Source organism: Sphingopyxis sp. 113P3 (assembly GCF_001278035.1).
In the GTDB taxonomy this organism is placed as follows: domain Bacteria; phylum Pseudomonadota; class Alphaproteobacteria; order Sphingomonadales; family Sphingomonadaceae; genus Sphingopyxis.
Window position 1 is genome coordinate 3391185 of record NZ_CP009452.1, and the last position, 22832, is coordinate 3414016.

At 65.2% G+C, this 22832-nt stretch carries 28 protein-coding genes; 10 read left to right on the forward strand and 18 right to left on the reverse strand.

From position 1 onward, the window contains the following. Positions 1-34: 34 nt before the first annotated feature. Entirely contained in the window at positions 35-2152 is a 2118-nt protein-coding gene (locus LH20_RS16365) for a TonB-dependent receptor (RefSeq protein WP_053555152.1), read from the forward strand. A 109-nt stretch (positions 2153-2261) separates the two neighbouring features. Here LH20_RS16365 and LH20_RS16370 read toward each other — a convergent pair whose 3' ends face one another. From LH20_RS16370 to LH20_RS16385, 4 genes are all read right to left on the reverse strand, one after another. After that, positions 2262-4076 carry an ABCB family ABC transporter ATP-binding protein/permease gene (locus tag LH20_RS16370; protein ID WP_053555153.1) on the reverse strand — a complete coding sequence of 605 codons (1815 nt, stop codon included), beginning with the start codon at positions 4074-4076 and terminating at the stop codon, positions 2262-2264. Between the two features lie 404 nt (positions 4077-4480). Continuing rightward, a complete protein-coding gene (locus tag LH20_RS16375) occupies positions 4481-5074 on the reverse strand; it encodes an LptA/OstA family protein (RefSeq protein ID WP_083455461.1) in 594 nt (197 codons plus the stop codon). After that, complete coding sequence (gene lptC, locus LH20_RS16380) at positions 5071-5709, reverse strand: LPS export ABC transporter periplasmic protein LptC (protein WP_053555154.1); 639 nt, start codon at positions 5707-5709, stop codon at positions 5071-5073. Before lptC ends, LH20_RS16375 begins: the two co-directional genes overlap by 4 nt. Positions 5710-5729: 20 nt before the next feature. Further along, a complete protein-coding gene (locus LH20_RS16385) occupies positions 5730-6347 on the reverse strand; it encodes a ribonuclease D (protein WP_053555155.1) in 618 nt (205 codons plus the stop codon). A 261-nt stretch (positions 6348-6608) separates the two neighbouring features. On the opposite strand from LH20_RS16385, the gene LH20_RS24260 reads away from it, so the two are divergent. Continuing rightward, positions 6609-7364 (forward strand): cold-shock protein, encoded by a 756-nt coding sequence (locus LH20_RS24260; RefSeq protein ID WP_053555156.1) that lies wholly within the window; start codon positions 6609-6611, stop codon positions 7362-7364. Between the two features lie 93 nt (positions 7365-7457). On the opposite strand, the gene LH20_RS16395 is transcribed toward LH20_RS24260, so the two are convergent. The 10 genes from LH20_RS16395 to LH20_RS23575 all read right to left on the reverse strand — a co-directional run bounded on the left by LH20_RS16395 (position 7458) and on the right by LH20_RS23575 (position 11138). Then, positions 7458-7865 carry a SufE family protein gene (locus tag LH20_RS16395; protein ID WP_053555157.1) on the reverse strand — a complete coding sequence of 136 codons (408 nt, stop codon included), beginning with the start codon at positions 7863-7865 and terminating at the stop codon, positions 7458-7460. Positions 7866-8009: 144 nt separating this feature from the next. After that, positions 8010-8264 (reverse strand): hypothetical protein, encoded by a 255-nt coding sequence (locus tag LH20_RS16400; RefSeq protein ID WP_053555158.1) that lies wholly within the window; start codon positions 8262-8264, stop codon positions 8010-8012. Between the two features lie 23 nt (positions 8265-8287). Beyond that, on the reverse strand, positions 8288-8551 hold the full coding sequence (locus LH20_RS16405) for a hypothetical protein (protein ID WP_053555159.1): 264 nt from the start codon (positions 8549-8551) through the stop codon (positions 8288-8290). Between the two features lie 34 nt (positions 8552-8585). Beyond that, positions 8586-8783, reverse strand: a complete 198-nt coding sequence (locus tag LH20_RS16410; protein WP_235527209.1) for a hypothetical protein — start codon at positions 8781-8783, stop codon at positions 8586-8588. Between the two features lie 86 nt (positions 8784-8869). Further along, positions 8870-9190, reverse strand: a complete 321-nt coding sequence (locus tag LH20_RS16415; RefSeq protein ID WP_053555161.1) for a hypothetical protein — start codon at positions 9188-9190, stop codon at positions 8870-8872. Between the two features lie 23 nt (positions 9191-9213). Beyond that, entirely contained in the window at positions 9214-9513 is a 300-nt protein-coding gene (locus tag LH20_RS16420; protein ID WP_053555162.1) for a hypothetical protein, read from the reverse strand. 30 nt (positions 9514-9543) lie between these two features. Further along, positions 9544-9924 carry an envelope stress response membrane protein PspC gene (gene pspC / locus LH20_RS16425; RefSeq protein WP_053555163.1) on the reverse strand — a complete coding sequence of 127 codons (381 nt, stop codon included), beginning with the start codon at positions 9922-9924 and terminating at the stop codon, positions 9544-9546. A 1-nt stretch (position 9925) separates the two neighbouring features. Further along, a complete protein-coding gene (gene pspB, locus LH20_RS16430; RefSeq protein WP_053555164.1) occupies positions 9926-10201 on the reverse strand; it encodes an envelope stress response membrane protein PspB in 276 nt (91 codons plus the stop codon). Positions 10202-10213: 12 nt separating this feature from the next. Beyond that, positions 10214-10876: a phage shock protein PspA gene (pspA, locus tag LH20_RS16435; protein ID WP_053555165.1), complete on the reverse strand. Its 663-nt coding sequence runs from the start codon at positions 10874-10876 to the stop codon at positions 10214-10216. Positions 10877-10967: 91 nt separating this feature from the next. Continuing rightward, positions 10968-11138, reverse strand: coding sequence for a hypothetical protein (locus tag LH20_RS23575; RefSeq protein ID WP_158501157.1), 171 nt, complete (start codon positions 11136-11138; stop codon positions 10968-10970). Positions 11139-11314: 176 nt separating this feature from the next. Between LH20_RS23575 and pspF the strand changes: the two genes are divergently transcribed. Continuing rightward, on the forward strand, positions 11315-12337 hold the full coding sequence (gene pspF, locus LH20_RS16440) for a phage shock protein operon transcriptional activator (protein WP_053555166.1): 1023 nt from the start codon (positions 11315-11317) through the stop codon (positions 12335-12337). Positions 12338-12426: 89 nt separating this feature from the next. Here pspF and LH20_RS16445 read toward each other — a convergent pair whose 3' ends face one another. Then, positions 12427-12948, reverse strand: coding sequence for a hypothetical protein (locus LH20_RS16445; RefSeq protein WP_053555167.1), 522 nt, complete (start codon positions 12946-12948; stop codon positions 12427-12429). Between the two features lie 228 nt (positions 12949-13176). On the opposite strand from LH20_RS16445, the gene rplU reads away from it, so the two are divergent. From rplU to LH20_RS16460, 3 genes are all read left to right on the forward strand, one after another. Continuing rightward, positions 13177-13671 carry a 50S ribosomal protein L21 gene (rplU, locus tag LH20_RS16450; RefSeq protein WP_053555168.1) on the forward strand — a complete coding sequence of 165 codons (495 nt, stop codon included), beginning with the start codon at positions 13177-13179 and terminating at the stop codon, positions 13669-13671. A gap of 45 nt (positions 13672-13716) precedes the next feature. Then, a complete protein-coding gene (rpmA, locus tag LH20_RS16455) occupies positions 13717-13986 on the forward strand; it encodes a 50S ribosomal protein L27 (RefSeq protein ID WP_053555169.1) in 270 nt (89 codons plus the stop codon). Positions 13987-14226: 240 nt separating this feature from the next. Then, entirely contained in the window at positions 14227-14841 is a 615-nt protein-coding gene (locus LH20_RS16460) for a GNAT family N-acetyltransferase (RefSeq protein WP_053555170.1), read from the forward strand. 41 nt (positions 14842-14882) lie between these two features. Here LH20_RS16460 and LH20_RS16465 read toward each other — a convergent pair whose 3' ends face one another. Further along, positions 14883-15473 (reverse strand): DUF937 domain-containing protein, encoded by a 591-nt coding sequence (locus LH20_RS16465; RefSeq protein WP_053555171.1) that lies wholly within the window; start codon positions 15471-15473, stop codon positions 14883-14885. A 157-nt stretch (positions 15474-15630) separates the two neighbouring features. Here LH20_RS16465 and LH20_RS16470 point away from each other — a divergent pair, with 157 nt between their 5' ends. Next, positions 15631-16023, forward strand: a complete 393-nt coding sequence (locus tag LH20_RS16470) for a DUF3597 domain-containing protein (protein ID WP_053555172.1) — start codon at positions 15631-15633, stop codon at positions 16021-16023. Positions 16024-16238: 215 nt separating this feature from the next. Further along, positions 16239-18083: a DUF885 domain-containing protein gene (locus LH20_RS16475; RefSeq protein WP_053555173.1), complete on the forward strand. Its 1845-nt coding sequence runs from the start codon at positions 16239-16241 to the stop codon at positions 18081-18083. 40 nt (positions 18084-18123) lie between these two features. Here LH20_RS16475 and LH20_RS16480 read toward each other — a convergent pair whose 3' ends face one another. Both LH20_RS16480 and LH20_RS16485 read right to left on the reverse strand, forming a co-directional pair. Further along, positions 18124-18576 carry a hypothetical protein gene (locus LH20_RS16480; protein ID WP_053555174.1) on the reverse strand — a complete coding sequence of 151 codons (453 nt, stop codon included), beginning with the start codon at positions 18574-18576 and terminating at the stop codon, positions 18124-18126. A gap of 48 nt (positions 18577-18624) precedes the next feature. After that, positions 18625-20226, reverse strand: coding sequence for a phosphoenolpyruvate carboxykinase (locus LH20_RS16485; protein WP_053555175.1), 1602 nt, complete (start codon positions 20224-20226; stop codon positions 18625-18627). Between the two features lie 281 nt (positions 20227-20507). Here LH20_RS16485 and LH20_RS16490 point away from each other — a divergent pair, with 281 nt between their 5' ends. Both LH20_RS16490 and LH20_RS16495 read left to right on the forward strand, forming a co-directional pair. Then, the gene (locus LH20_RS16490; protein ID WP_053556335.1) at positions 20508-21218 is read left to right on the forward strand and encodes a response regulator transcription factor; all 711 of its coding nucleotides are present in this window, start codon (positions 20508-20510) and stop codon (positions 21216-21218) included. Continuing rightward, a complete protein-coding gene (locus LH20_RS16495; RefSeq protein WP_053555176.1) occupies positions 21184-22800 on the forward strand; it encodes a sensor histidine kinase in 1617 nt (538 codons plus the stop codon). The genes LH20_RS16490 and LH20_RS16495 overlap by 35 nt, the downstream gene beginning before the upstream one ends. Positions 22801-22832: the final 32 nt, after the last annotated feature.

Below are 22832 nucleotides of genomic sequence, written 5' to 3' on the forward strand. Positions count from 1 at the left end.
GAACCAGCAGCTCGACCCCGAGCTGATCGAACAGGTGAACGTCAACCTGGGTTCGACCGACGTCGACAGCCCGACCGCCGCGGCTTCGGGTTCCACCGTCAACTACCGCACCCGCAACCCGGGCGAGGAGTTTGGCGTCAAGCTGGTCGGTTCGGCCGGCGACTTCAGCTTCTTCCGCGTCTTCGGAATGGTGGACACCGGCGTCTTCACCCCCTGGGGTACGCGCGCCTTTTTCTCCGCCAGCAGCGCGACCAACGATACGGTATTCGGCAATGTCGATCTGCCCGGTGTCCCGTCGCACAAGGGGCAGATTAACAAGCAGCAGTATAATGCCAAAATCTATCAGCCGATCGGCGACAATGGCGACTTCGTCGCGATCTCGGGCCATTACAACCAGAACCGCAACAACTTCTTCGGTTCGGTCGCGCTGCGCAATGACCGCGACGTTCCGGCTGGCTTCCCGCAGACGAAAGACGAACGCGATTACGGGATCGCGCGCTGCCAGATCAACACGGTAGCGACTCCGGGCGTTCGTGACACGGCTAACAGCTGCGGTTCGACCTTCGACGAACGCTTCAACCCGTCGAACACCGGCAACATCCGCATCAACTCGCGCTTCACCCTGTCGGACGGCCTCGTGCTGACGATTGACCCGAGCTATCAATATGTGAAGGCGAACGGTGGCGGCACCGCGACCGGAAACGAAGGTTTCCGCGACGTCGATCCTGGAGCGGGCGTCTCGCTGCAGACCGGCTACATGTCGGGCTCGCCCTATTATGGCCGCGATCTCAATGGCGATGGCGACATTCTCGACACCGTCCGCGTCCTGGCGCCCAGCCAAACGCAGACCGACCGCATTGGCGTCATCGCCGGCCTCCGTTACGAGCTCGATGACAGCAATACCTTCCGCGTCTTCTATAGCTTCGATCGCGCCAGCCACCGCCAGACCGGTCAGACGGGCTTCCTCAAGCTCGATGGCTCGCCGATCGACGTCTTCCCGGTCAACGATCCGCTGACCGATGTCGACGGCCATGTCCTGCAAAAGCGCGACCGCAAGTCGATCGCCATGCTGAACATGTTCGGCGGTGAATATCGCGGCGAGTTCGGCGCGCTGACCATTCAGGTCGGCGGTGCATACAAGATGTTCAAGCGCGACCTGACAAATTATTGCGCCACCTCAAGCGTGACCGGCTTTGTCGAATGCTTCGGCACCAACACCGACGGCCTCGAAGCCTGGCTCGCAGCCAACCCGACCCAGACGGTCGCGGGTGTGACCTTTGATACGCAGGGCCCGCAGCGCCGCGTTCGCAAATACAACAAGTTCACGCCGAACGTCGGCCTGACCTATGACCTGACCGATGCTTTCAGCATCTTTGCCAACTATTCGAAGGGCGTTCAGGTCCCCGGCACCGACAACCTCTACAACGCCTTCTACTTCCCGGCGAACACGCCGTCGGCGAATCCGGCCCCGGAAACGACCGACAATTTCGACGCGGGTGTGCGCTACAGCAGCAGTCAGGTGCAGGCGCAGGTCGGGCTGTGGTACACGATCTTCAACGATCGTCTCGCCTCGTCGTTCGACCCTGAGACTGAGCGCAACGTCTATCGCAACCTCGGTCGCGTGGACAAATACGGCATCGACGGCAGCATCTCCTATCGTCCGATCCCCGAGTTCTCGATCTATGCTTTCGGTTCGTACCTGAAGTCGAAGATCAAGGACGACGTGCTGAACGGCATCGACGGCAACGGCGACCCGATCTATGCGCCGACCGCCGGCAAGCGTGAATCGGGTGCGCCGGTGTACACCTTCGGTGGCCGCGTCCAGGGCGAGCTGGGCCCGATCCAGCTCGGCGCGCAAGTCAAGCGGACCGGTCCGCGCTATGTGAACGACCAGAATCTCCCGCTGACGGTCGGCGGAGTTGAGGTCTATGGCGCGAAGACGCCAGCTTATACGCTGGTCGATCTTGATGCTCGCGTCGGGCTCGAATGGGCGGGTCTCGGCGACAAGACCTACTTCCAGTTCAACGTCTCCAACCTGTTCGACAAGCTCTATGTCGGCGGTTTCGACGGCCAGCTGGCGACCAACTCGGCGCCCTTCGTGCAGATCGGCGCGCCGCGCACCTTCATCGGCTCGATCATCGTGGGCTTCTAAGCCGCGGCATCACCGAAAAGATCAGGGCGCGGGAGGCAACTCCCGCGCCCTTTTTCTTGCGCGACACGGTTCGGCGGGATTGCGTTGCTTCGCTCCCCGCGACTTCCCCCTACACCGTCCCCTCTTCCTTCTCCGCCTGCTGACGCGCCCACATGTCGGCATAGAGGCCGCGCATCGCGAGCAGTTGCTCGTGCGTCCCGGTCTCCGCAACGCGGCCCCTTTCCAGCACGATGATGCGGTCGGCGTTGACCACCGTCGACAGGCGATGCGCGATCACCAGCGTCGTGCGCCGCTCCGCGATGCGGTCGAGCGTCGCCTGGATCGCCGCCTCGGTGCGGCTGTCGAGCGCGCTCGTTGCTTCATCGAGGATCAGGATCGGCGGGTTTTTGAGCAGCGTACGCGCAATCGCAACGCGCTGCTTCTCACCGCCCGACAGCTTGAGCCCGCGCTCGCCGACCTCGGTCTCATAGCCTTGCGGCAGGAGCGCGATGAAGCCGTCGATAGCAGCACCCTTTGCCGCCGCCGCGATCTCGTCGGCGCTCGCATCGGCGCGGCCATAGGCGATGTTATAGCCGATTGAATCGTTGAACAGCACCGTATCCTGCGGAACGATTCCGATCCCCGCTCGCAAACTGGCCTGCGTCACCGCCTTGATGTCCTGCCCGTCGACCAGGATCCGCCCGCCCTGCGGGTCATAAAAGCGAAAGAGCAACCGCGCGATCGTCGACTTGCCTGCCCCCGAGGGTCCGACGATTGCCAGCGTCTCGCCCGCGCCCACCGCAAAGCTCACGCCGTTCAGGATCGTCCGGTCGCTCTCATAGCCAAAGACCACATTCTCGAATGTCACCGCGCCGCCATTGACGGCCAGCGGCGGAGCGTCCTCGGCATCACGGATTTCGGGCGGGGTGTCGATCAGGCGGAACATCGCCTCCATATCGATCAGCCCCTGGCGGATGATCCGGTACACCATGCCGAGCATATCGAGCGGGCGGAAAAGCTGGGCGAGCAGCGTGTTCACCAGCACGACGTCACCGACCGCGAACTGCCCCGTCGACCAGCCCCACACTGTATAGGCCATAGCCCCCGCCATCGCGGCGTTGGTGATCAGGCTCTGCCCGATGTTGAGCCAGGCAAGACTGTTCTCGCTCTTTATGGCGGCGCGTGCATATTGGTCGGCCACGTCGCGATAACGCGCCGCCTCGCGTTCCTCGGCACCGAAATATTTGACTGTCTCATAGTTGAGCAGGCTATCGACGCTGCGCCCGACGGTGAGTGTGTCGAGGTCGTTCATCCGGGTGCGTAGCGCGTTGCGCCAGTCGGTTACCCGCCGCGTGAAGCCGATATAGACGACGACCATCAGCGCGGTGGCGCCCGCCAGCCCCAGGCTGAACTTGCTCCAGAAGATGACCAATACCGCGACCAGTTCGATCAGCGTCGGTGCGATGTTGAACAGGAGAAAATAGAGCATCGTGTCGATGCTCTTGGTCCCCCGCTCGATCACCTTCGTGACCTCGCCCGTCCGGCGCGCGAGGTGAAAGCGCAGGCTCAGGGCATGGAGGTGCGTGAAGGTCGCGATCGCCAACTCGCGCGTCGCGTCCTGTCCGACACGCTCGAATACCACGTTGCGCAGGTTATCGAACAACACCCCGGCAAAGCGCGCGCCGGCATAGGCAAGCACGAGGCCGATCGCGAGCGCGACACCTTCCTCCATTCCGGGCGCCATGCGGTCGATCGCAGCGCCGTAGAGAAAGCCCATTGAAAGCTGCACGCCCTTCGAGGCGAGCACGATCGTTGCGGCGAGGACGATGCGGATCTTGTGCTCGCGGTGCCCGGCCGGCCACAAATAGGGCAGGAAGCGCTTCAGCGTCGCGAGAACTGGCGGTTCGCGTGCCGCATCGGCGGAAGTGGAGGTGTCGGGCGGCATGAAGACGCCATGTAGGCGCTGCAGTGCCGAACGCCAACCCGGCACCGATAAACGGGGACCGCGCTTCGCTCTTGGGGAAGCGCAAACGCCCAAGGCGATGCGGGGACGCCGGCCGCCGGTCGCCTACCGCCCCTCCCGTTTACCCGCGTGGCGCAGGATGCGATCGATCAGCCGCCGCGCCTCCGCATCGGGCCCGGCAATGGCAGGCGATTCGGGAACGGAAGTCTGGCGACGGCCGAAGCTCGGACGGCGGGGCGGGAAAACGGGAGCGAACAAGCGCATGGGGGGCATACCTCTCCAGGCGGCGTCGCCCCCGGCCGCCGCGGTCGATCTGGTCCCTGCCCCGATCTTTGCCGCGCATGGTTTCGCCGCGGTAAAACGCGATGGTTACCGCTCTGTTGGCGTTATTGAGTCGTGCGCTGCGGTACGGTGAACGTACCGGTCACCCGCCCGCCGGTGCCACCTTGCACGGGGTTGCCGTCGGGCCCACGGGCGGCGCCGCGCCCGTCGACGGTTGCCCGCCCCGAATTGAGGTCGATCACCATCCGTCCGCCCGACAGGCGGTTCGCTCCCTGGCGCAGCTCGACGTTGCCGACCATGGTTATCAGCCGCCGCTCCAGATCATAAATCGCGACATTGCCCTTCGCAGTCTCGTCACCCTTGGTCACGGTTACCCCGCCCGAGGCGTCGAGCCGATTGACGTCGGTGCCGCCCGAACGGGTGTAGGCCACGGTCATCCGCTGCGCGGTCAGGGTCATCCCGGCCTGCGTCACCCGAACATTGCCCGAGATGACGACGCGGTCGGACCGGTCCTGCACCTCGATAACATTGGCGGCAAAATCCACGGGCGCATTACTGTTGTGATTGGCGAGCGCCTGGGCATGGGCCGGCGCGCCGCCGCCCGTGGCGAGGATCGCGAGGCTGGTCGCCGCGAAGCTGGCGCCGGCAAGCGCCAGGCTCTTCCAGCCAAAGGCGCGCGGCGCGGTTGGGCGGTTCATTTGATCACTCCCTGGTTGATCCGCAGCCGCGCATTGCCCGACAGGCGCACAATCCGCGTATCGAGGTCGGCATAAAGCTGGTTGGCCGAAAATTGCCCGATGTTCAACGTGCCTTGGACCCCGCTATTGCCCGCGAGGCTGCGATTCTTGAGGTCGAACGCCACACCGTCGGCAACGATGCGATAGCCGTCGGCGCTTTTCACAAGTACTTCGCCCGGGACGAGGACCTTTTCGGTGTCCATGTTGTAGAGGCTCTGCTTGGCAGCGATCGTCGCCGGGCCATCCTCGAGCCGGATCGCACCCGACAGGTCGGTCATCCGCACGATTGGCTCGGCGCTCGATTTCTGCACCGCGCTTCCCGCGATCAGCGCGAAGGGCTGCCCCTTGCCGTCCTGGCCCCGGTATTCGGCGCGGGTGACGCGCATCCGCTCCTTCGCGACCTCGACCTTGTCCTTCGCGAGCAGAAAGCTCACCTCGCTGCGCTGCGTAAAAGGTGAAAAGACGAGCACCGCGGCCACCACCCCGATGACGAGCGGCAAGCCCACGCGCAGAATACGCACGACCCTGTCGTGGCTCGACCCCTTGGCCGCCCACAATTGCCGCATCGTCCGGTCGAGTTCAGCGCGTTCGGACATCGTCGCTTTCCGCTTCGCTCCTAGCTGTGCGAGAAAATATCGACCTCGGGCCAGCCCGCAAGGTCGAGCGCGGCGCGCGTCGGGAGGAAATCGAAGCAGGCTTGTGCCAGATGCGTGCGGCCTTCGCGCGCGAGCCGGGCATCAAGCACCTCCTTCATCGCGTGGAGGAAGCGCACGTCGCTCGCGGCATAGTCGCGCTGCGCCTCGCTCAGGATCGCAGCGCCCCAGTCGCTCGACTGCTGCTGCTTCGATACTTCCTGACCGAGCAGTTCGCGTACGAGTTCCTTGAGCCCGTGGCGGTCGGTATAGGTGCGCACCAGCTTCGAGGCGATCTTCGTGCAATAAACGGGTGCGGTGACGACCCCGAGCGCATGCTGGAGCGCAGCGATGTCGAATCGCGCGAAATGAAAAAGCTTCAGACGGTCGGGATCGGTCAGGATCGCTTTGAGCACGGGGGCGTCGTAGGCGCTGCCGGGACCGAAGCGGACGAGATGCTCGTCGCCCGTCCCGTCACTGATCTGGACGAGACACAGCCGGTCGCGCAGCGGGTTCAAACCCATTGTCTCGGTGTCGATCGCGACGGGGCCCGGCCCCAATACGCCTTCGGGCAGGTCTTCTTCGTGAAAATATACGCTCATCGCCTCGCCTTAGAGCCTGTTGCCCCGCCGCTCAATGACTGGTTTTCCCCAATAGCAAGCGACGGCTTCGCACGACGTCCAAGCGTGGCAAAGACGCCACAGTATCCTTGAATTTTCTGTTCGCAGAAGCCGCTTTTATAGGTTATATATTGCGCCCTTCGTGGCACGGGGCGAGTCTGTGCCTGTGGTGAACTGCGTCCCCGTCCGGCGCAAGGAGCCGGTTCAATAGGGCGTGGACGAACCGAAAGCGACTACTAAGCAATGAGTTTCAACAAGGATCGCCGTGGCCATCGGGGACGCGGTAAGCGCGATGATTTCGGAAATTTCGACAGCTTCGAACCGTCGCCTTACGGCGGCGACAGCTTTGGCGGCCCGCGTGGCGGTTATGGCGAGCGCAGCGGTGGTTATAACGATCGCGGAGGCTTTGGCGGTGATCGCGGCGGCTTTGGCGGCGGCGATCGCGGCGGCTTCGGCGGCGGGCGCGGCGGCGGCATGCCGGCGCAGGTTGTCGGCGAGGGCCAGGGCACGGTCAAATTCTTCAACCCGTCGAAGGGCTTCGGCTTCGTCGCCCGCGACGATGGCGGCGAAGACGTGTTCGTGCACATCAGCGCGGTCGAGCAGGCCGGCCTTCAGGGTCTCGCCTCGGGGCAACCGCTCGCCTTCACCCTCGTCGAACGCAACGGCAAGGTGTCGGCGATCGACCTCAAGATCGAGGGCGAACCGCTACCGGTCGAGGAATTCTCGCCGCGCCAGCGCGAGGATCGCCCCGGCGGCGCGCGCGGCCGGCGCCAGCTGACCGGCGAGCGCACCTCGGGCACGGTCAAATTCTTCAACACGACGAAGGGCTTCGGCTTCATTGCGCGCGACGATGGACAGGCGGACGCCTTTGTCCACATCAGCGCGGTGCAGCGCGCTGGCATGGCAGGCCTTGAAGAGGGCGACCGCGTTGCCTTTGACATCGAGGTCGACGACCGCGGCAAGTTCGCGGCGGTGAACCTCCAGCCCGCGAGCGACTGAGCTCGCGCGGAACAAGCGGCACGATGAAGGGCGGTCCTGAAGGATCGCCCTTTTTCGTCGAGGCGAGTGTGCCGGCTCCGGAGTTTTGAAAGGTCAGTCTGCGAGGCGGCGAGCCGTGTCCTGGACGAGCGCGATCATGTTGGGCACACCTTGGGTGCGGTTCGACGAAAGCTGGCGCGTCAGCTCGAAGGGGGCGAGCGCGGCGGCGATATCCATGCCAGCGACCTCGGCGGCGGGCTTGTCCTGCACGGCGGCGAGGACCAGCGCGACAATGCCCTTGGTGATCGCGGCATTGCTGTCGGCGAGGAAGTGGAGCCGGCCGTCGTCGCGCGGCACGGGATAAACCCACACGCTGGCCGAGCAGCCGCGCACAAGCGTCGCTTCGGTCTTGAGCGCATCGGGCATCGGTTCGAGCTCGCGCCCCAGTTCGATCAGGAGCCGGTAGCGATCGTCGCCGTCGAGGAAATCATATTCGTCGAAAATGTCGGTGAGGCTGCGCATGGGCGCGGCAGTGGCAGATTTGACGCCCGGTGGGAAGAGAGCCCGTGTATTGCCGTGCCGGCCGCGTGAAGGCGAGAGGGGCGGGTCCCGAAGACCGCCTGCGGCCCTGTCGCCTTCTCCAGCTGCGGACGATCCGCCGAGCGCCTAGAGATCAACGCCAGCGGCGATGGCCTCGAGCTTGCGCAGCCGCTCCTTGAGGTCGGCGATCTCGATTCGCGACCCGGTGTGCTGGGTGCTCGCCTCGTGCGCCGGAGCATGGCCTGCGGCGAGCTCTTCGCGCTTGAGCTGGATCCAGTCGCGCCAGCCGCGCAGCGCGACGAGACTGATGATGGTCAGCGCGCTCAGCGCAATGGCGGCGGTGATGAGATTGGTGCTGATGTCGGACGTAATGGCGGCCATGCTTCGGCTCCTTCTTCGTCGCGTTACGGGAGGGACCGGTCGCGCAGCCTCTCGATCTCTTCGTCGAGGGCGGCGGCACGGTTGTGATCGGTGGCGATGCGTTCGAGCACCTGGATGCGCTCCTTGAGCGCGCGGATTTCGGCCTGCAGGGCCTTGGTCTCGGCATTGTCCTGGCCGGAGATATATTCGCCGCCACGATGGTAGCGCCGTACGCCATATTTCGCACGGATGATGCTGCCGATCGTCACGATGAGGACGATGCCGATGACCATTTCAAAGGGGTTCATGGGGAAGGATCCTTTCGCCTGAGTCTCGTTGTTTTCAGTTGAGCGGCGCGCCGCGCAGCTTTTCGATTTCGTCGGCCACCGCCATGCCCTTGTCGGTCACGATGCGCTCGAGGACGCGGACACGCTCCTCGAGCCGCTGCGTCTGAGCCGCATATTGCGCCGCCTTTTCCGCGGTTTCATGGGTGATCGCCGCCAGCTGCCGTTCCTTGAACTTCAGGTGTCTCCTGTACATGTCGGCGGCGATGCCGAAGATCACCGGGATGCCGACGACGATGAAGAAAAAGCCAAGGACAAAGGGGCCGTTCATCGTCTATCTCCTCAGTTCGCCGGGCGCCGCAGCGCCTCGATCTCGCTGGCCACACGGTGACTCTCATCGGTGACGATGCGCTCGACCACGGCCAGCCGGTCCTTGACCGAGCCGAGCTCGGCGCGAAGCTGGGCATTTTCCTGGCTGAGCAGCTTGACGCGCTCGACCGTCTCGTCGCTTGTCTTGGGGTAGACCGCCTGCCCCCAGGCGCCATCGAGCGGATAGCCGTTCTTGATGCGAAGCCAGGTGGTGAAGACCCAGCCACCGATCGCCACCACCGTGATGATGGTCACGATCGGGGCGATGGCGCCGATGACCGTCAATGCGTTCATGTCCAATCCTCTCTAAGCAAGTCTTAGCGCAGCCGTTCGATCTGGTCGGCGAGCTGGGCCGCGCCGCCGTTCGTTTCGGTTGCGATCCGCTCGAGCACCGAAATCCGGTCTTCGAGCCGCGTTATCTGGTCGGCGAGCTTGGCATTATCGCTTTCAAGAAGCGTGATTTTTCGATCAGTGTCGGGGGCGGTTCGATGAACCGTGCCGCCCCATTCATTCTCGACCGGATAGCCGTGTTTCGCGCGCATCCACGTCGTCGCCATCCATCCGACCATCGACATGGCGACGATTGCGAGGATGAAGGCGGGGCCACCGATGCTCATGTCTCTTCTCCCTGCTGCCTGCGTTTGCGCTCAGCGCAGCGCATCGATCTCGTCGGCGAGGCGGCGGTTGTGGCTGGTGTAGTATAGTTCGATGTCGGCAAGCCGGCGGTCGATGTCGCGGAAGCGTGAGCGGATGTCGCGTGTCGAGGCGCTGGGGTTCGAGCGCACGCCCTGCCAGAATTTCGCTTCTTCGTTCGAGCCATAGAGAGCGAAGGGTTTGGGCGTTCCCATCCAGGCGACCATCCAATAGGCGATGAGCGTCCAGGGGAAGCCACCCATCAGCGTCAGGAGCACCGCGCCGACGCGAACCCAGAGGACGTCGACGCCGCTATAGTCCGCGATCCCTGCGCACACGCCGCTCCATTTGGCGTTCTGCTTGTCGAGATAGAATTTTGTGCGGCTGGCAGACATCTCAGTTCCTCCTGCTTGTATTTTCGAGCTGCGCCAGGTCCTCATCGCTGCGCACCGCAGGGCGGAAGTCGGGATGGTCGGCGCTGATGATGCGTTCGACGGTATGAAGGCGATTCTCGAGCCTCCGGGCCGTGTCGTAGAGTTCGTCGAGCAGTTGCTCGTCCTCACCGGTCAGCGTCTTGGCCTGTTTCCACTTGGTGATGTAGTGGAGGATCAGCCAAGGCAGACCGAGGAAGAGCGTGCCGATGACGATCGGGACGATGATGATGTCTTCCATCGGTCGGAATCCTTACTTCTTGCCCTGCGCCGCTTTGAGCGCGGCGAGCTCGTCGGCGACCTTGTCCGCTGCCTGCAGTTCGGCGATTTCTTCATCGAGCGACTTCTTGTAGCCCATGCCCAGTGCCTCTGCACGGCCTTCGGCCTCGTCGACGCGGCGTTCGAGCAATTCGAAGCGCGAGAAGGCATCCTCGACGCGGTCGCCATTGGTCATTTCGCGCAGCTTGTAGCGGTTCTCCGCGCTTTCGAGGCGGTTCACGACGCTCGCCTGGCGCGCCCGCGCCTCCGAAAGCTTCTTCTGAAGCTTGGCAATGTCGGCCTCATAACCCTTCAGCGACTCATCGAGGACCGCAATCTCGGCCTTCAACCGCTCGGCCATGTCGCCGGCCTTCTGCTTCTCGATCAGCGCCGCGGTCGCGAGGTCTTCGCGGTCCTTCGACAGCGCGAGCTCCGCCTTTTCCTTCCAGCTGTCCTGGAGGTTCTCGAGCTTGGCGATATGACGGCGCATCTCCTTCTGGTCCGCGATCGTGCGCGCGGCCGAGGCGCGAACTTCGACCAGCGTCTCGTTCATCTCGAAGATGATCTGGCGGATCATCTTTTCGGGATCCTCCGCGCGGTCGAGCAGATCGGTGACGTTGGCGGCAATGATATCGCGGGTCCGTGAGAAAATACCCATTTTACTAACTCCTGTCGAAATTCTTGAGACCTTGAAGAATGCTGGTGCCGGGGCGGGGCAAGGGGGGAGAGTGCCCCGGCACCAGAGCCGGTCAGGCCAAAGGACTGACCGCCGGGGACGCTGCAGCGGTCACCGCCAGGACGCCGACGGGATGTCCGGCGCTGAAGGCGATTTGCGGCTGGTCGATCACGCCGACGAGGATGGCCAACGCTCCGACCGCGCTGAGCGCGAAAGTAGCGGCTTGGGCAAACGTCGTTTTCATGGGTCAACCTTCCTGTTCTCGCTGCTCCGGCACACCATCGTGCCAGTTCGTCAAAAGCTATGCAGGGGCTGTGCCAATTGGCCACAAGCGCGGAAAAGCCGCTCATTATGCCCCAATGTCGGCGCCCGCGTCGATTTGCCTTGCCAATGAGCGGGAAATTTTGCCAATGATTGGGAATGGAGCGGGAAACGCAGTTTATCGGCCAGTCGGCGGCCTTTCAGGACGCGGTCGAGCGCGCAAGCCAGGCCGCCGCGCTGGACCGCCCGGTGCTCGTCATCGGCGAGCGCGGTACCGGCAAGGAACTGATCGCCGAACGCCTCCACCGCCTGTCGGCGCGCTGGGACAAGCCCTATCTGATCATGAACTGCGCCGCGATGCCCGAGACGCTGATCGAATCGGAACTGTTCGGGCACGAGGCGGGTGCTTTCACGGGCGCAACGCGCAGCCGCGCCGGGCGCTTCGAGGAGGCGGACGGCGGGACATTGTTCCTCGACGAGCTTGCGACCATGTCGATGGCAGCGCAGGAGCGGCTGCTGCGCGCGGTCGAATATGGCGAGGTGACGCGCGTCGGTTCGTCGCGGCCGATCCGCGTTGATGTACGCATTGTCGCGGCGACCAATGAGCATCTTCCCGCGCTGGTCGAGGAAAACCGCTTCCGCGCAGATCTGCTCGACCGGCTGTCGTTCGAGGTCATCACATTGCCCCCCTTGCGCGCCCGGGAGGGCGATATCGAGGTGCTTGCGACCTATTTTGGGCAGCGCATGGCCGCGGTGCTCGGGTGGGAGGAATGGCCCGGCTTCGGCCCGCGGGCTCTCGCGCAGATGGAGGGTCACGACTGGCCGGGCAATGTCCGCGAGCTTCGAAACGTGATCGAACGCGCCATCTATCGCTGGCCCGATCCTGCAAGGCCCGTCGACGCGCTCAGTTTCGACCCCTTCGCAAGCCCCTGGCAGCCGGTTCACCGCCCCAGGGGAAAAGATGGCGCGGCGCCCGCGTCCGCCCCCTCACCCGCAGCCCCCGCCGCACCGCCCACCGGGTCCGTCAGCGACCTTCGCGCAGCGGTCGACAGCTATGAGCGGCAGATCCTCGCCGATACGATGGCGCGCTGCCGCTACAATCAGAAGGTAGCGGCCGAGGCGCTAGGGCTCAGTTACGACCAGATCCGCCACGCCCTGAAGAAGCATGGTCTCAATCAGTAGCGCGCCGCGGCACCCATGGCGGCGGGGCACGATCCGGGGCAAGCCCATCCACGGCTCCGCCCAGCCGCTTGCTGCGGCGCGCGATGCGCCTATTGCTCGGGCAGCTGGGCCTCAAGCGCCTCGATCACCGCGTCCTGCGCCGAAACCATGTCGGTAAGCCGCTCGCGTAGCGCATAGATATCGGGCAGGCCGTCAATCGCCTCCTCGACGCTGCGGTCGATATAGAGACGGTCGATCTCGGCAAGCGCGCCGGTGAGCGGGGCGCGCGCTGCAATAAGGCGAGAGACCGCCTGCTGTGCGACCACCCACGCCTCGCTCGAGACCCCCGAACCGGCGGCCGCGGAGACGAGGGGCGCAGCGACGCCGCGCTCCGCGGCAAACGCCCGCTGCGCCTCGACGGCATCCGATTCCCAGCGAGCGAGCCGTCCTGCAAGATCGTTGGGCAGCGGCCCCGGAGGCGCCACGACGACCGCGGGCGGCGCGACATCGAATCGCCCTTCGACCGGCCGCTTGGCGAGCGAGGGCGCCTGACTTTCCTGCGCGGTGGCGCAGGCCGACAGCGACAGCGAGGCGGCGATCGCCGCGGGAAGCAGATGGGGGATGCGCGTCATTGCCGCTCCTGATATGGGCCGCGGGCGCGGGCGGCAAGCCGAATCGCGGGACGGACGCGCAGCGCGGGAAAAGGGACGGTCGAAACCCCGAAAAACGCGGAAATATGCGGTTGACAGCAAGGGGCTTGGCCGTTAGTGGCGCTGACTTTCCCGCATGCCGGAAAAATCGCCTGCTTCGGCGGGCAACTGGCAGCGCGGGTGTTTTAGTTTCTGATTGGATGGAAGACCATGTTCGCAATCGTGCGCACGGGCGGCAAGCAGTATCGCGTCGCCGCTGGAGACAAGATCGCCGTCGAGAAGATCGAAGGTGAAGCCGGTGACACCGTGTCGCTGGGCGACGTCCTGCTGGCCGGCGACGGCGGCGAAGTGAAGGACGCCAAGGGCCTGACCGTCTCGGCTGAGATCATCGCGCAGACGCGCGGCGAAAAGGTCATCGTGTTCAAGAAGCGCCGTCGGCACAATTACCGCCGGCGCAACGGTCACCGCCAGTCGCTGACTCTGCTCCGCATCCTCGCCGTGGGCGACGCCAAGAAGGCGGCTCCGAAGAAGGAAGCGGCGCCCAAGAAGGAAGAGGCCGCCCCGGCAACCGAAGCCAAGGCTGCGCCTGCGAAGGAAGCCGCGCCGAAGAAGGCGGCGGCTCCCAAGAAGGAAGCCGCGACCGAGAAAGCCGCGCCGGCCAAGAAACCCGCTGCCAAGAAGGCAGCCCCCAAGAAGGAAGCCTGAGCGCGGTCCCCGCGGCTCGGCCCCAGAGATTAAGGAGCATCAGTCATGGCACATAAGAAAGCAGGCGGTTCCTCGCGCAACGGTCGCGACTCAGCCGGCCGTCGCCTTGGCGTGAAGAAGTTCGGCGGTCAGGAAGTGATCGGCGGCAACATTATCGTGCGTCAGCGCGGCACCAAGGTCTATCCGGGCGTCAACGTCGGGATGGGCAAGGACCACACGCTGTTTGCCACCGCTGACGGCCGCGTCCGATTCCACGACGGCAAGCTTGGCCGCAAATATGTGTCGGTCGACTGTATGGCAGACGCCGCCGAATAAGGGACGACTTTCACCGAGGTCGTCCACCAGGGACGACCCGGAGCCGCCCTTTCCGCCGCCAAGCGGAAACCAGGTTCGAAAAGAGGGAGACGGGTCGCCCCCGGCCTCCCTTTTTTCTTGCCCGCTAGCCGCCGCTCGGCGCGGGACGCAAAAAAGGAACCGATCATCTCCCTCGCATATCGGCTGTCGTCAAAGCGTCACCATCCGACGCCAGAGCGACCGCCAATGGGAGTGACGAACATGTTTGCACGCACCGACAGGCTCCTGCTGCGGCCCGGCTGGCACGAGGATGCCCCTGCGCTTGCGCGCGCGATCGGCGAAGAGGCGATCGTGCGGAACCTCGCGCGCGCGCCCTGGCCCTATCACGAGAAGGATGCCCGCGCCTTTCTGGCGGGCTGGACCGACGGCCACCCGAGCCGCTTCCTGATGCTCCAGCGCACCGCAAGTGCGCCGCGCCTGATCGGCGGTGTCGGGTTGGACCGGACCGAAAGCGGCGAGTTCGAACTCGGCTATTGGGTCGCGCGTCCCTATTGGGGCCTTGGCTATGCGACCGAAGCGGGGCGGCACATGATCGACCTCGCGCACACGCTCGGCATAGGCCGGCTCGTCGCCTCCCACTTTGCGGACAATCCTGCCTCGGGCGCGGTGCTGCGCAAGCTCGGCTTCCGGCCAAGCGGGCGTTGCCCGCTGCGCACGAGCCTTGCCCGCAGCGAGGCCGCTCCGACGATCGAATATGTCCGGGACATCGCGGCGCCGGGCACCGATGGCGACGGTGACGAAGAGGCCGTTGCCATGCCGCGCGGCGCGCGGTGGCCCGATAGGCTTCGCAGCGATTGGCGACTGGAGGCGGCCTAACCCCCTCTTCCCTTCCGGCGGAAGAGGGCGCGCCCCGCGCCCTAGCCGCGCATCTTCCCCGCCATGCCCAAGATGTCGTCGAGGGGATTGCCATCGCCGTTCATGTCGATGAGCTTTCCGAGGCCTCCGAGGCTGCCCGCGAGCCCGCCTGCCGCGGGCGCGCTGCTGCCTCCTCCAACGAGTCCCCCGAGGACATTGCCGAGCATGCCGCCCAGTCCGCCGCCGGGAGATTGTCCGCCCTGCTTCGCCATATAGCCGGCGACCATCATCGCGAGCATCGGGAGCATCTTCTTGAGAAGGCCGGCGTCGAGGCCGGTCTTTGCCGCTGCGTCACCCGCGACGGTGCGACTGACGTCCTTGGACCCGAAGATCTGGCCAAGCACCTCATTGCCCTGCCCGACCGGGGTCGGCTGCGATCCGAGCACCGAGTCGAGCAGCCCCCCACCGCCGAGCTGGCCGATCAGGCCGCCAAGCCCTTCAAGCCCCCCGCCCTGCGCTTGCTTCTTGAACCCGCCGAGGATTGCGGGAAGGAGTGCATCGGCACCCTGCTGCGCGACGCCGGGCGAGACGCCGAGCTCCTTCGCCATCGATTCAAGGCCGCCGGCCTGCTCAAAAATGTCGGTGAGGTTCATGAATTTTCTCCGTCTGGGGCGCGGATCGAAATGCGCCGACAAGGGTTGGTATAGCAGTGCACGGACGGGCGGGGAGCCGTTCATTCTCCTTTTGTCTGTCGGTGCCGATCTGCACGCAAGCGGCCTTTGCGGTCGCATGAGGAGAGGGAGTTCCACCATGAGCATTTTCGGCAAGATCAAGGACGCAATTTTCGGCAAGAAGGCTGCGGCCGCCGAGCCCGCGGCTGCTCCCGATGCGGCGGCCGCCCCCGCTGCCCCGCAGCCCGTTCCCGCCGCACCCGCCCCGATCAGCGAGATCGACGTCGAAGCGATCCTGACCGCACAGAACGCCTATGCGACCCAGCCGCTCAACTGGCGCACGTCGATCGTCGATCTGATGAAATTGCTCGAGATCGACTCGAGCCTGCAGAACCGCAAGGAATTGGCGCAGGAGCTCGGCTACACCGGCGAACTCAACGGCAGCGCCGAGATGAATATCTGGCTGCACAAGGCGGTGATGCGCGAGCTCGCGGCCAATGGCGGCAAGGTGCCGGCCGATTTGATTGATTGACCATCCCCCCTCCTCTTCAGAGGAGGGGGCAGCGAGACCAGCCGGCTTGCCGGCCTGGTCGCAGCGGGGGTGCTGCTGCTGCCCTGCGCGCTGCCGCGCGCCACCACCCCGGCCTCTCCTGACGAGGAGGGGCTTTATGCGTTTCAACGCCATTGACCGCGCCGACTTGCTCCCTAGACAGGTTTCAGAAGAAACAAGGTCGCAGGGAGCCGCCAGTGCAACATCCGCTTTCCACCCCCGTCAGCCGCCGCCAGACGCTCGCTGCGCTCGGCGCCGGGGCCGCGACGCTCACCGTCGCCCGCCCCGCCGCTGCGCTGCAGGAGGCGCCGAAGAGCGATGCCGAGCAGCTTCTCGATTCGGTCGCGGACAATCTCCTTGCTCACGCGCCCGAGGGCGCGACCGCGCTGGGCATCGACACCGGCGAGCGTGCCCCGATGCGCGGACAATTGTCCGACCGCTCGCCCGCGGGGGTGGCGGCGCTCGCTGCGACGCTGAAGGCCGATCTGGCGCGCGTACGCGCCGCCGATACGAGCGGGCTCGACCATAAGGCGCGCACCAGCCTCGCGGTGGTCGACAGCGCTTACAGTGTTGCGCTCGAAGGCTTTGCGCTTCCCTATGGCGATGTCGCGGTCGGGGGCTGGCGCAACACGCCCTATGTCGTGATCCAGAATGTCGGCGCCTATCTCGACATCCCCCGCTTTCTGGGCAGCGACCATCCGCTCAGAAACGCTGCCGACGCCGAGGCCTATCTTGCGCGGCTCAACGCCTACCCCGCCGCGCTTGACGGCGAGACCGAGCGGCTGAAGGCGGCCGGCGCGCAGGGGCTGATCGCGCCTGCCTTCCTTATCGACGCCGCGCTGACGCAGATGGACGCGAGTCTTGCCGACGCGCAGGCGGGGGGCGAACTGGTCGGCAGCCTTGCCAAGCGCACAGCGGCGCTGAAAATCGCGGGCGACTGGGGCTCGCGCGCCGAGCGTATCGTCAAGGGCGCAGTCGTACCTGCGCTCGAGCGGCAAATTGCCGAGATGCGCTCTCAGCGACCGAAGGCAACCATGGATGCGGGGCTCTGGGCGCGGCCCGGCGGCGAGGAATGGTATGCGTGGGGGCTGCGTGCCTCGACCACCACCCGCATGACCCCCGATGAGGTGCACCAGATGGGTCTCGATCAGCTTGCCGAACTTCATGGGCGGATGGACCCGATCCTCAGGAAGCTCGGCTATAGCGACGGCCCGGTCGGCGCGCGGATGAACGCGCTGGCGCAGGATCCCCGCTATAAATTCCCTGAAGGCGACAAGGGGCGGGAGGAGATCAAGGCCTATATCCAGACCTGGCTCGGCAAGATCCGCGCCGAACTGCCGCGTGCCTTCCGGACCTTGGTGAAAGGAAATGTCGAGGTGAAGCGGCTGCCTCTCGCCGAGGAGCCCGGCGCGCCCGCCGCCTATGGCGGCGCGGGATCGATCGACGGCAGCATTCCTGGCAAATTCTGGATCAATCTGCGCACGACCGACCTTCACAGCAAATATTCACTGCCGGATCTTGCGATGCATGAGGCGATTCCGGGGCATGTCTGGCAGGGCGAATATGCCAATCAGATGCCGTTGATCCGCTCGATGCTCGCGTTCAACGCCTATTCCGAAGGCTGGGCGCTCTACGCCGAACAGCTCGCCGACGAGCTTGGGCTCTACGATGATTTCGAGGTCGGGCGGCTCGGCTATCTCCAGTCGCTGGCGTTCCGGGCATGCCGCCTCGTCGTCGACACGGGGCTCCACGCAAAACGCTGGACACGCGAGGAAGGCGTCCGCTTCTTCGTCGAGCGCAACGGATCGAACCCGCTCGAAGTTGCAAGCGAGGTCGACCGCTATTGCAGCTGGGCGGGCCAGGCGTGCGGATACAAGGTCGGCCACAGCGAAATCGTCCGCCAGCGCGGGCGCGCGCAGACAGCACTCGGCACGAAATATGATCTGCGCGATTTCAACAATGTCGTCGTCGAGGGCGGCAACGTCCCGCTCGACGTGCTGGCAAAGAATGTCGATGAATATATCGCGGGCGGGAGGAGCTGATCGTCCCGTCGGCGCGAGTGCCGCCGCGCGATGCTGAGGTTCAAACCGAGGGCAGCGGCGCCAGATCGGGCTCAATGAACCCGCGCCGCGCCTCAACCGAAAACAGGCGTTCGGGGCTGTAGAAACGCAGCGGCCAGTCGCGCTGCCCCACGTCTGACAGCAGCAGCGCGTTGACGCGCGCGGACAGTCCGGTTTCGGCGGTCCGGGACAGGAAGAGCCGCACCCCCGTGACAAAGGCGCGGGTGATGCTGTCGTGATAGCCATTATGATCGTCGTTCACGCCGCCGAGGCTCTCGTTGAAGCGGCAGATCAGCCCCGCGATCTCGGCATCGACATCGATGTCGGGCCGCTCTGTCAGCAGCCACAGGCAGGCGGCGAGATGCGCCTCGTGGGTCCACGCCTCGCGCGGGAGCGCGCAGGCGAGCAGCCCCTCGCCGAGCATGCGAATGTCATGGTCGCGCTCGAACAGGCGCGGCGAAAATCGGGTCGTCATCGTCCGGCTCCTTCCGAGTGATGGACCACCCGGAAGAACCGGGCGGGATCAGGCTGCGACGGCGGCCCGCGGTGCGGCCTGGCGGACGCCCTCGTCGACATGGTCCGCAAATTGCGCGAAATTGTCGATGAATTGCTGCACCAGCGCCTCGGCCGTGCGGTCATAGGCCGCCTTGTCGGTCCAGGCCTCGCGTGGATCGAGCAGCGCGGAATCGACGCCCGGTACCGCGACGGGCACGAGGAAGCCAAAATTCGGGTCCTTGCGGAATTCGGCGTCGTTGAGGCTGCCGTCGAGCGCCGCGTTGAGCAGCGCACGCGTCGCCTTGATTGGCATGCGCGCAATGCCGTCCATCGTCGCCATGCCCCCGGTCCAGCCCGTGTTGACAAGCCAGCACTGGACGCCGCCTTTTGCAATGCGCTCCTTCAGCAGATTTCCGTAGACCGAAGGATGGCGCGGCATGAAGGGGGCGCCGAAACAGGTCGAGAAGGTCGCCTCGGGCTCGGTCACGCCGATCTCGGTGCCGGCAACGCGCGCAGTATAGCCTGAGAGGAAGTGATACATCGCCTGGTCGGGGGTGAGCTTTGCGATCGGCGGCAGCACGCCGTAGGCATCGGCGGTGAGCATGATGATGTTCTGCGGCACCGGCCCCATATTTTCCGCCGACGCATTCGGGATGAAATCGATGGGGTAGGAGCCGCGGCTGTTCTCGGCCAGGCTCGCATCATCGAAATCGAGTTCGCGCGTCTCGGGGTCGATCACGACGTTCTCGAGCACGGTGCCGAAACGCTTGGTGGTCGCGAAGATTTCAGGCTCTGCCTCCGGGGAGAGGCGGATCATCTTGGCGTAGCAGCCGCCTTCAAAATTGAAGACGGCCGTGTCCGACCAGCCATGCTCGTCGTCGCCGATCAGCGTGCGCGAAGCGTCGGCCGACAGCGTCGTCTTGCCCGTCCCGCTCAGGCCGAAGAATACGGCCGTATCGCCCTTCGGACCGATGTTCGCCGAGCAGTGCATCGGCATCACGCCCTTCACAGGCAGCAGATAATTGAGGATGCCGAACACCGACTTCTTCATCTCGCCGGCGTACGCCGTTCCGCCAATCAGCACGAGCTTCTCGGTGAAATTGACCGCGACGACGGTTTCCGTCCGCGTGCCATGCTTCGCAGGGTCAGCACGGAAGCTCGGCAGGTCGATAATCGTATATTCAGCCGCAAACGCCGCGAGCTCAGCTGCGGTCGGTCGGCAAAGCAGGGTGCGGATGAACTGGCTGTGCCAGGCAAGCTCGGTAATGACCTGCACGCCCACGCGATGCTCGGGCTGCGAGCCGCCGAACAGCTGCTGGCGATAGAGGCGCGGACGGTCGGCAAGATAGGCGAGGAAATCGGCCTTGAGAGCGGCAAAATGGTCGGGGGTCATCGCAACATTGGTCTTGCCCCACCAGATGGTGTCGCGCGTCTCTTCGTCCTGAACAATGAACTTGTCCTTGGCGCTGCGACCCGTGTGCTTGCCGGTCGCGACAACGAGCGGACCGTCCTTGGCGAGGAGCCCTTCGCCATGACGCACTGCTTCCTCGACAAGCTGCGCTGTGCCCCAGTTTTCGGCCACGTCCGCGCGCGTCTCGACGGCTTCGCTACCGATCACCACCTTGGTCATGTCCTGGCCTTTCCCTTCTTCGCCGGACCCTTGCATACCTATGCAACGCCCGCCGCGCAAAAGGGCAGGCCCGCATCGTGATGGGTGCCGACGGTGACGCCGATTCCGAAAATTCCCGGTCGCGTTAGCGGTGATGGCCCATGAGGTCAAAGATTAAAGCAGGACCCGTGCCGGAGGCACGACGAGTGCGCCGTAAGGGAACCGGTAAGGCGCGGGCGCAGTTGTCGGTGGGTGCGGGATCGGCTAATCGAGCACGCGGGTCCCGCCCCAATGGAAAGAGCATGACGGCAACCATCGCGCTGGTCGACGACGACCGCAACATTCTTCAGTCCCTGTCGATCGCGTTGCAGGCCGAAGGCTTTGTGACGCGCGTCTATTCGGACGGCGAGGCGGCGCTGAAGCCGCTGATCGACAACCCGCCCGACCTTGCGGTGTTCGACATCAAGATGCCGCGGATGGACGGACTCGAACTTTTACGCCGCCTGCGCGAGAAGAGTCAGCTTCCCGTTATCTTCCTCACCAGCAAGGATGATGAGATAGATGAGGCGCTCGGGCTTGCGATGGGGGCAGACGATTATATCGCCAAGCCCTTTTCCCAGCGCCTCGTGATCGCACGCATTCGGGCCATCCTTCGCCGCGTCGAGCTCAACCGAAGCGCGCCGAGCGAAGAGGACGAGCCCGTCGCCGAGCCGATTACGCGCGGGCGGCTGACGATGGACCCGGCGCGGCACAAGGTGGCGTGGGACGGCAAGGATGTAACGCTCACCGTCACCGAATTCCTGATCCTCGAAACGCTTGCCAGCCGTCCCGGAATCGTACGCAGTCGCAACCAGCTGATGGACGCGGCCTATCAGGACGATGTCTATATCGACGATCGCACCATCGACAGCCATATCAAGCGTCTGCGCCGCAAATTTCGCGAGGTCGACCCCGATTTCGATGCGATCGCGACCCTTTATGGTGCCGGATACCGTTTTGCTGACGAGGGCTGACAACCGCGATGCCGCGGCCGAGGACCTGCCGCTCGTCTGGTCGGCGCGCTGGTCGCTGACGACGCGCATCCTGGTGGTCAACATCCTCGCGGTCGCGCTGCTCGCCGGCGGTTTCTTCTATCTCGACACCTATCGCAGCCGCCTCGTCGACACGCGGATAGCCGTGATGGAGGATCAGCTCGCGCTGCTCGACAGCGCCCTCGAGGCCGCGCGTCCCGACCAGCGCGAGAGACTGATCGGCGAATTCACGCGCGCGACGGAATCGCGGCTGCGCTTTTATGCGCCAGATGGGCGCAAGCTTTACGACAGCTTCGCGCATGGCCCGCCGACCTATGCGCTGCGCGACCCCGACCTGCAGCCCTGGAAGCGCGATGCGGCGCGCGCGATGGACCGCGGCATAGACTGGATCGTGGGCGCCCCCGCATATCCCGAGTTCGAGGAGCCCGCGATCGATCGCGGCGCCGCCTGGCCTGAAGTCAAGGAAACGCAGCGAAGCGGCGAGGGCACGAGCCGCTTCCGCTACGCCCCCGAGCGCACTCCATTGCTCAGCGCGACGCGCGTGGTCGATCTTGAGACCCCCGAAGTGATGCTGATGACGGTCAATGCCCGCGACATCACGCGAACGGTGCGCGCCGAGCGTTTCCGCCTCGCGGTGGTGCTCGCGATGGTGCTGATCGCCTCGGTGCTTCTATCGCTGTTTCTTGCCCGCACGATCGTCCGCCCGCTGCGCCGCCTCGCGCGCGCCGCGGTGCGGGTCCGTCTCGGCCGCGCGCGCGAAGTGGTCGTCCCGCGTCTCCCGAGCCGCCGCGACGAGATCGGCACGCTGGCCCGCGCGCTCAGCGACATGACGCAGGCGCTGCGCGAACGTATCGACGCGGGCGAGCATTTTGCCGCCGACGTGACGCATGAGCTGAAGAACCCGATCGCCTCGGTGCGTTCGGCGATCGAGGGTCTTGGCCGGGTCAAGACCGACGAGCAGCGCGCGCAACTGCTCGCAATCGCGGACGAGGATGTGCGCCGGCTTGACCGTCTGGTCAGCGATATAAGCGACGCGAGCCGGATCGACGCACAGCTCTCGCGCACCCTTTTTGAACCAATCGACGTCGGGCTGATGATCGAATCGATGTTGGCGGCGCGCGCCGCACGCGCGGAGCAGGGAGGGCCCCCTCAGCCGCGCATCGCGTTCGCCCGACCGCGCAAGGGCACCGCGACCGTGATGGGCGACGGCCACCGGCTCGAGCGTGCGATCGACAATATTATCGACAATGCGATCAGCTTCTCCCCCCCGGGCGGCCTCGTCTGCGTGCGCGCGACGCGGCTGGGACAAGAGGTGCATATCGGCGTCGATGATGACGGCCCAGGCATCGAGCCCGCACAGCGCGAGGCGATTTTCCGCCGGTTTCACAGCGAACGCCCCAATGGCGAAGCCTTCGGCCGTCACAGCGGGCTTGGCCTCGCAATCGCCCGAACAATCGTCGAGGGACATGGCGGAACGATCACCGCGGGCGACCGCGATGACGGCAAGCCCGGGGCGAGCCTGCTCATCACCCTTCCCGCGGCGGAAGAAGGCGGGGCGGCCTAGCCATCCGCCTTGCGGCGCCGCGCGCGCGCCGG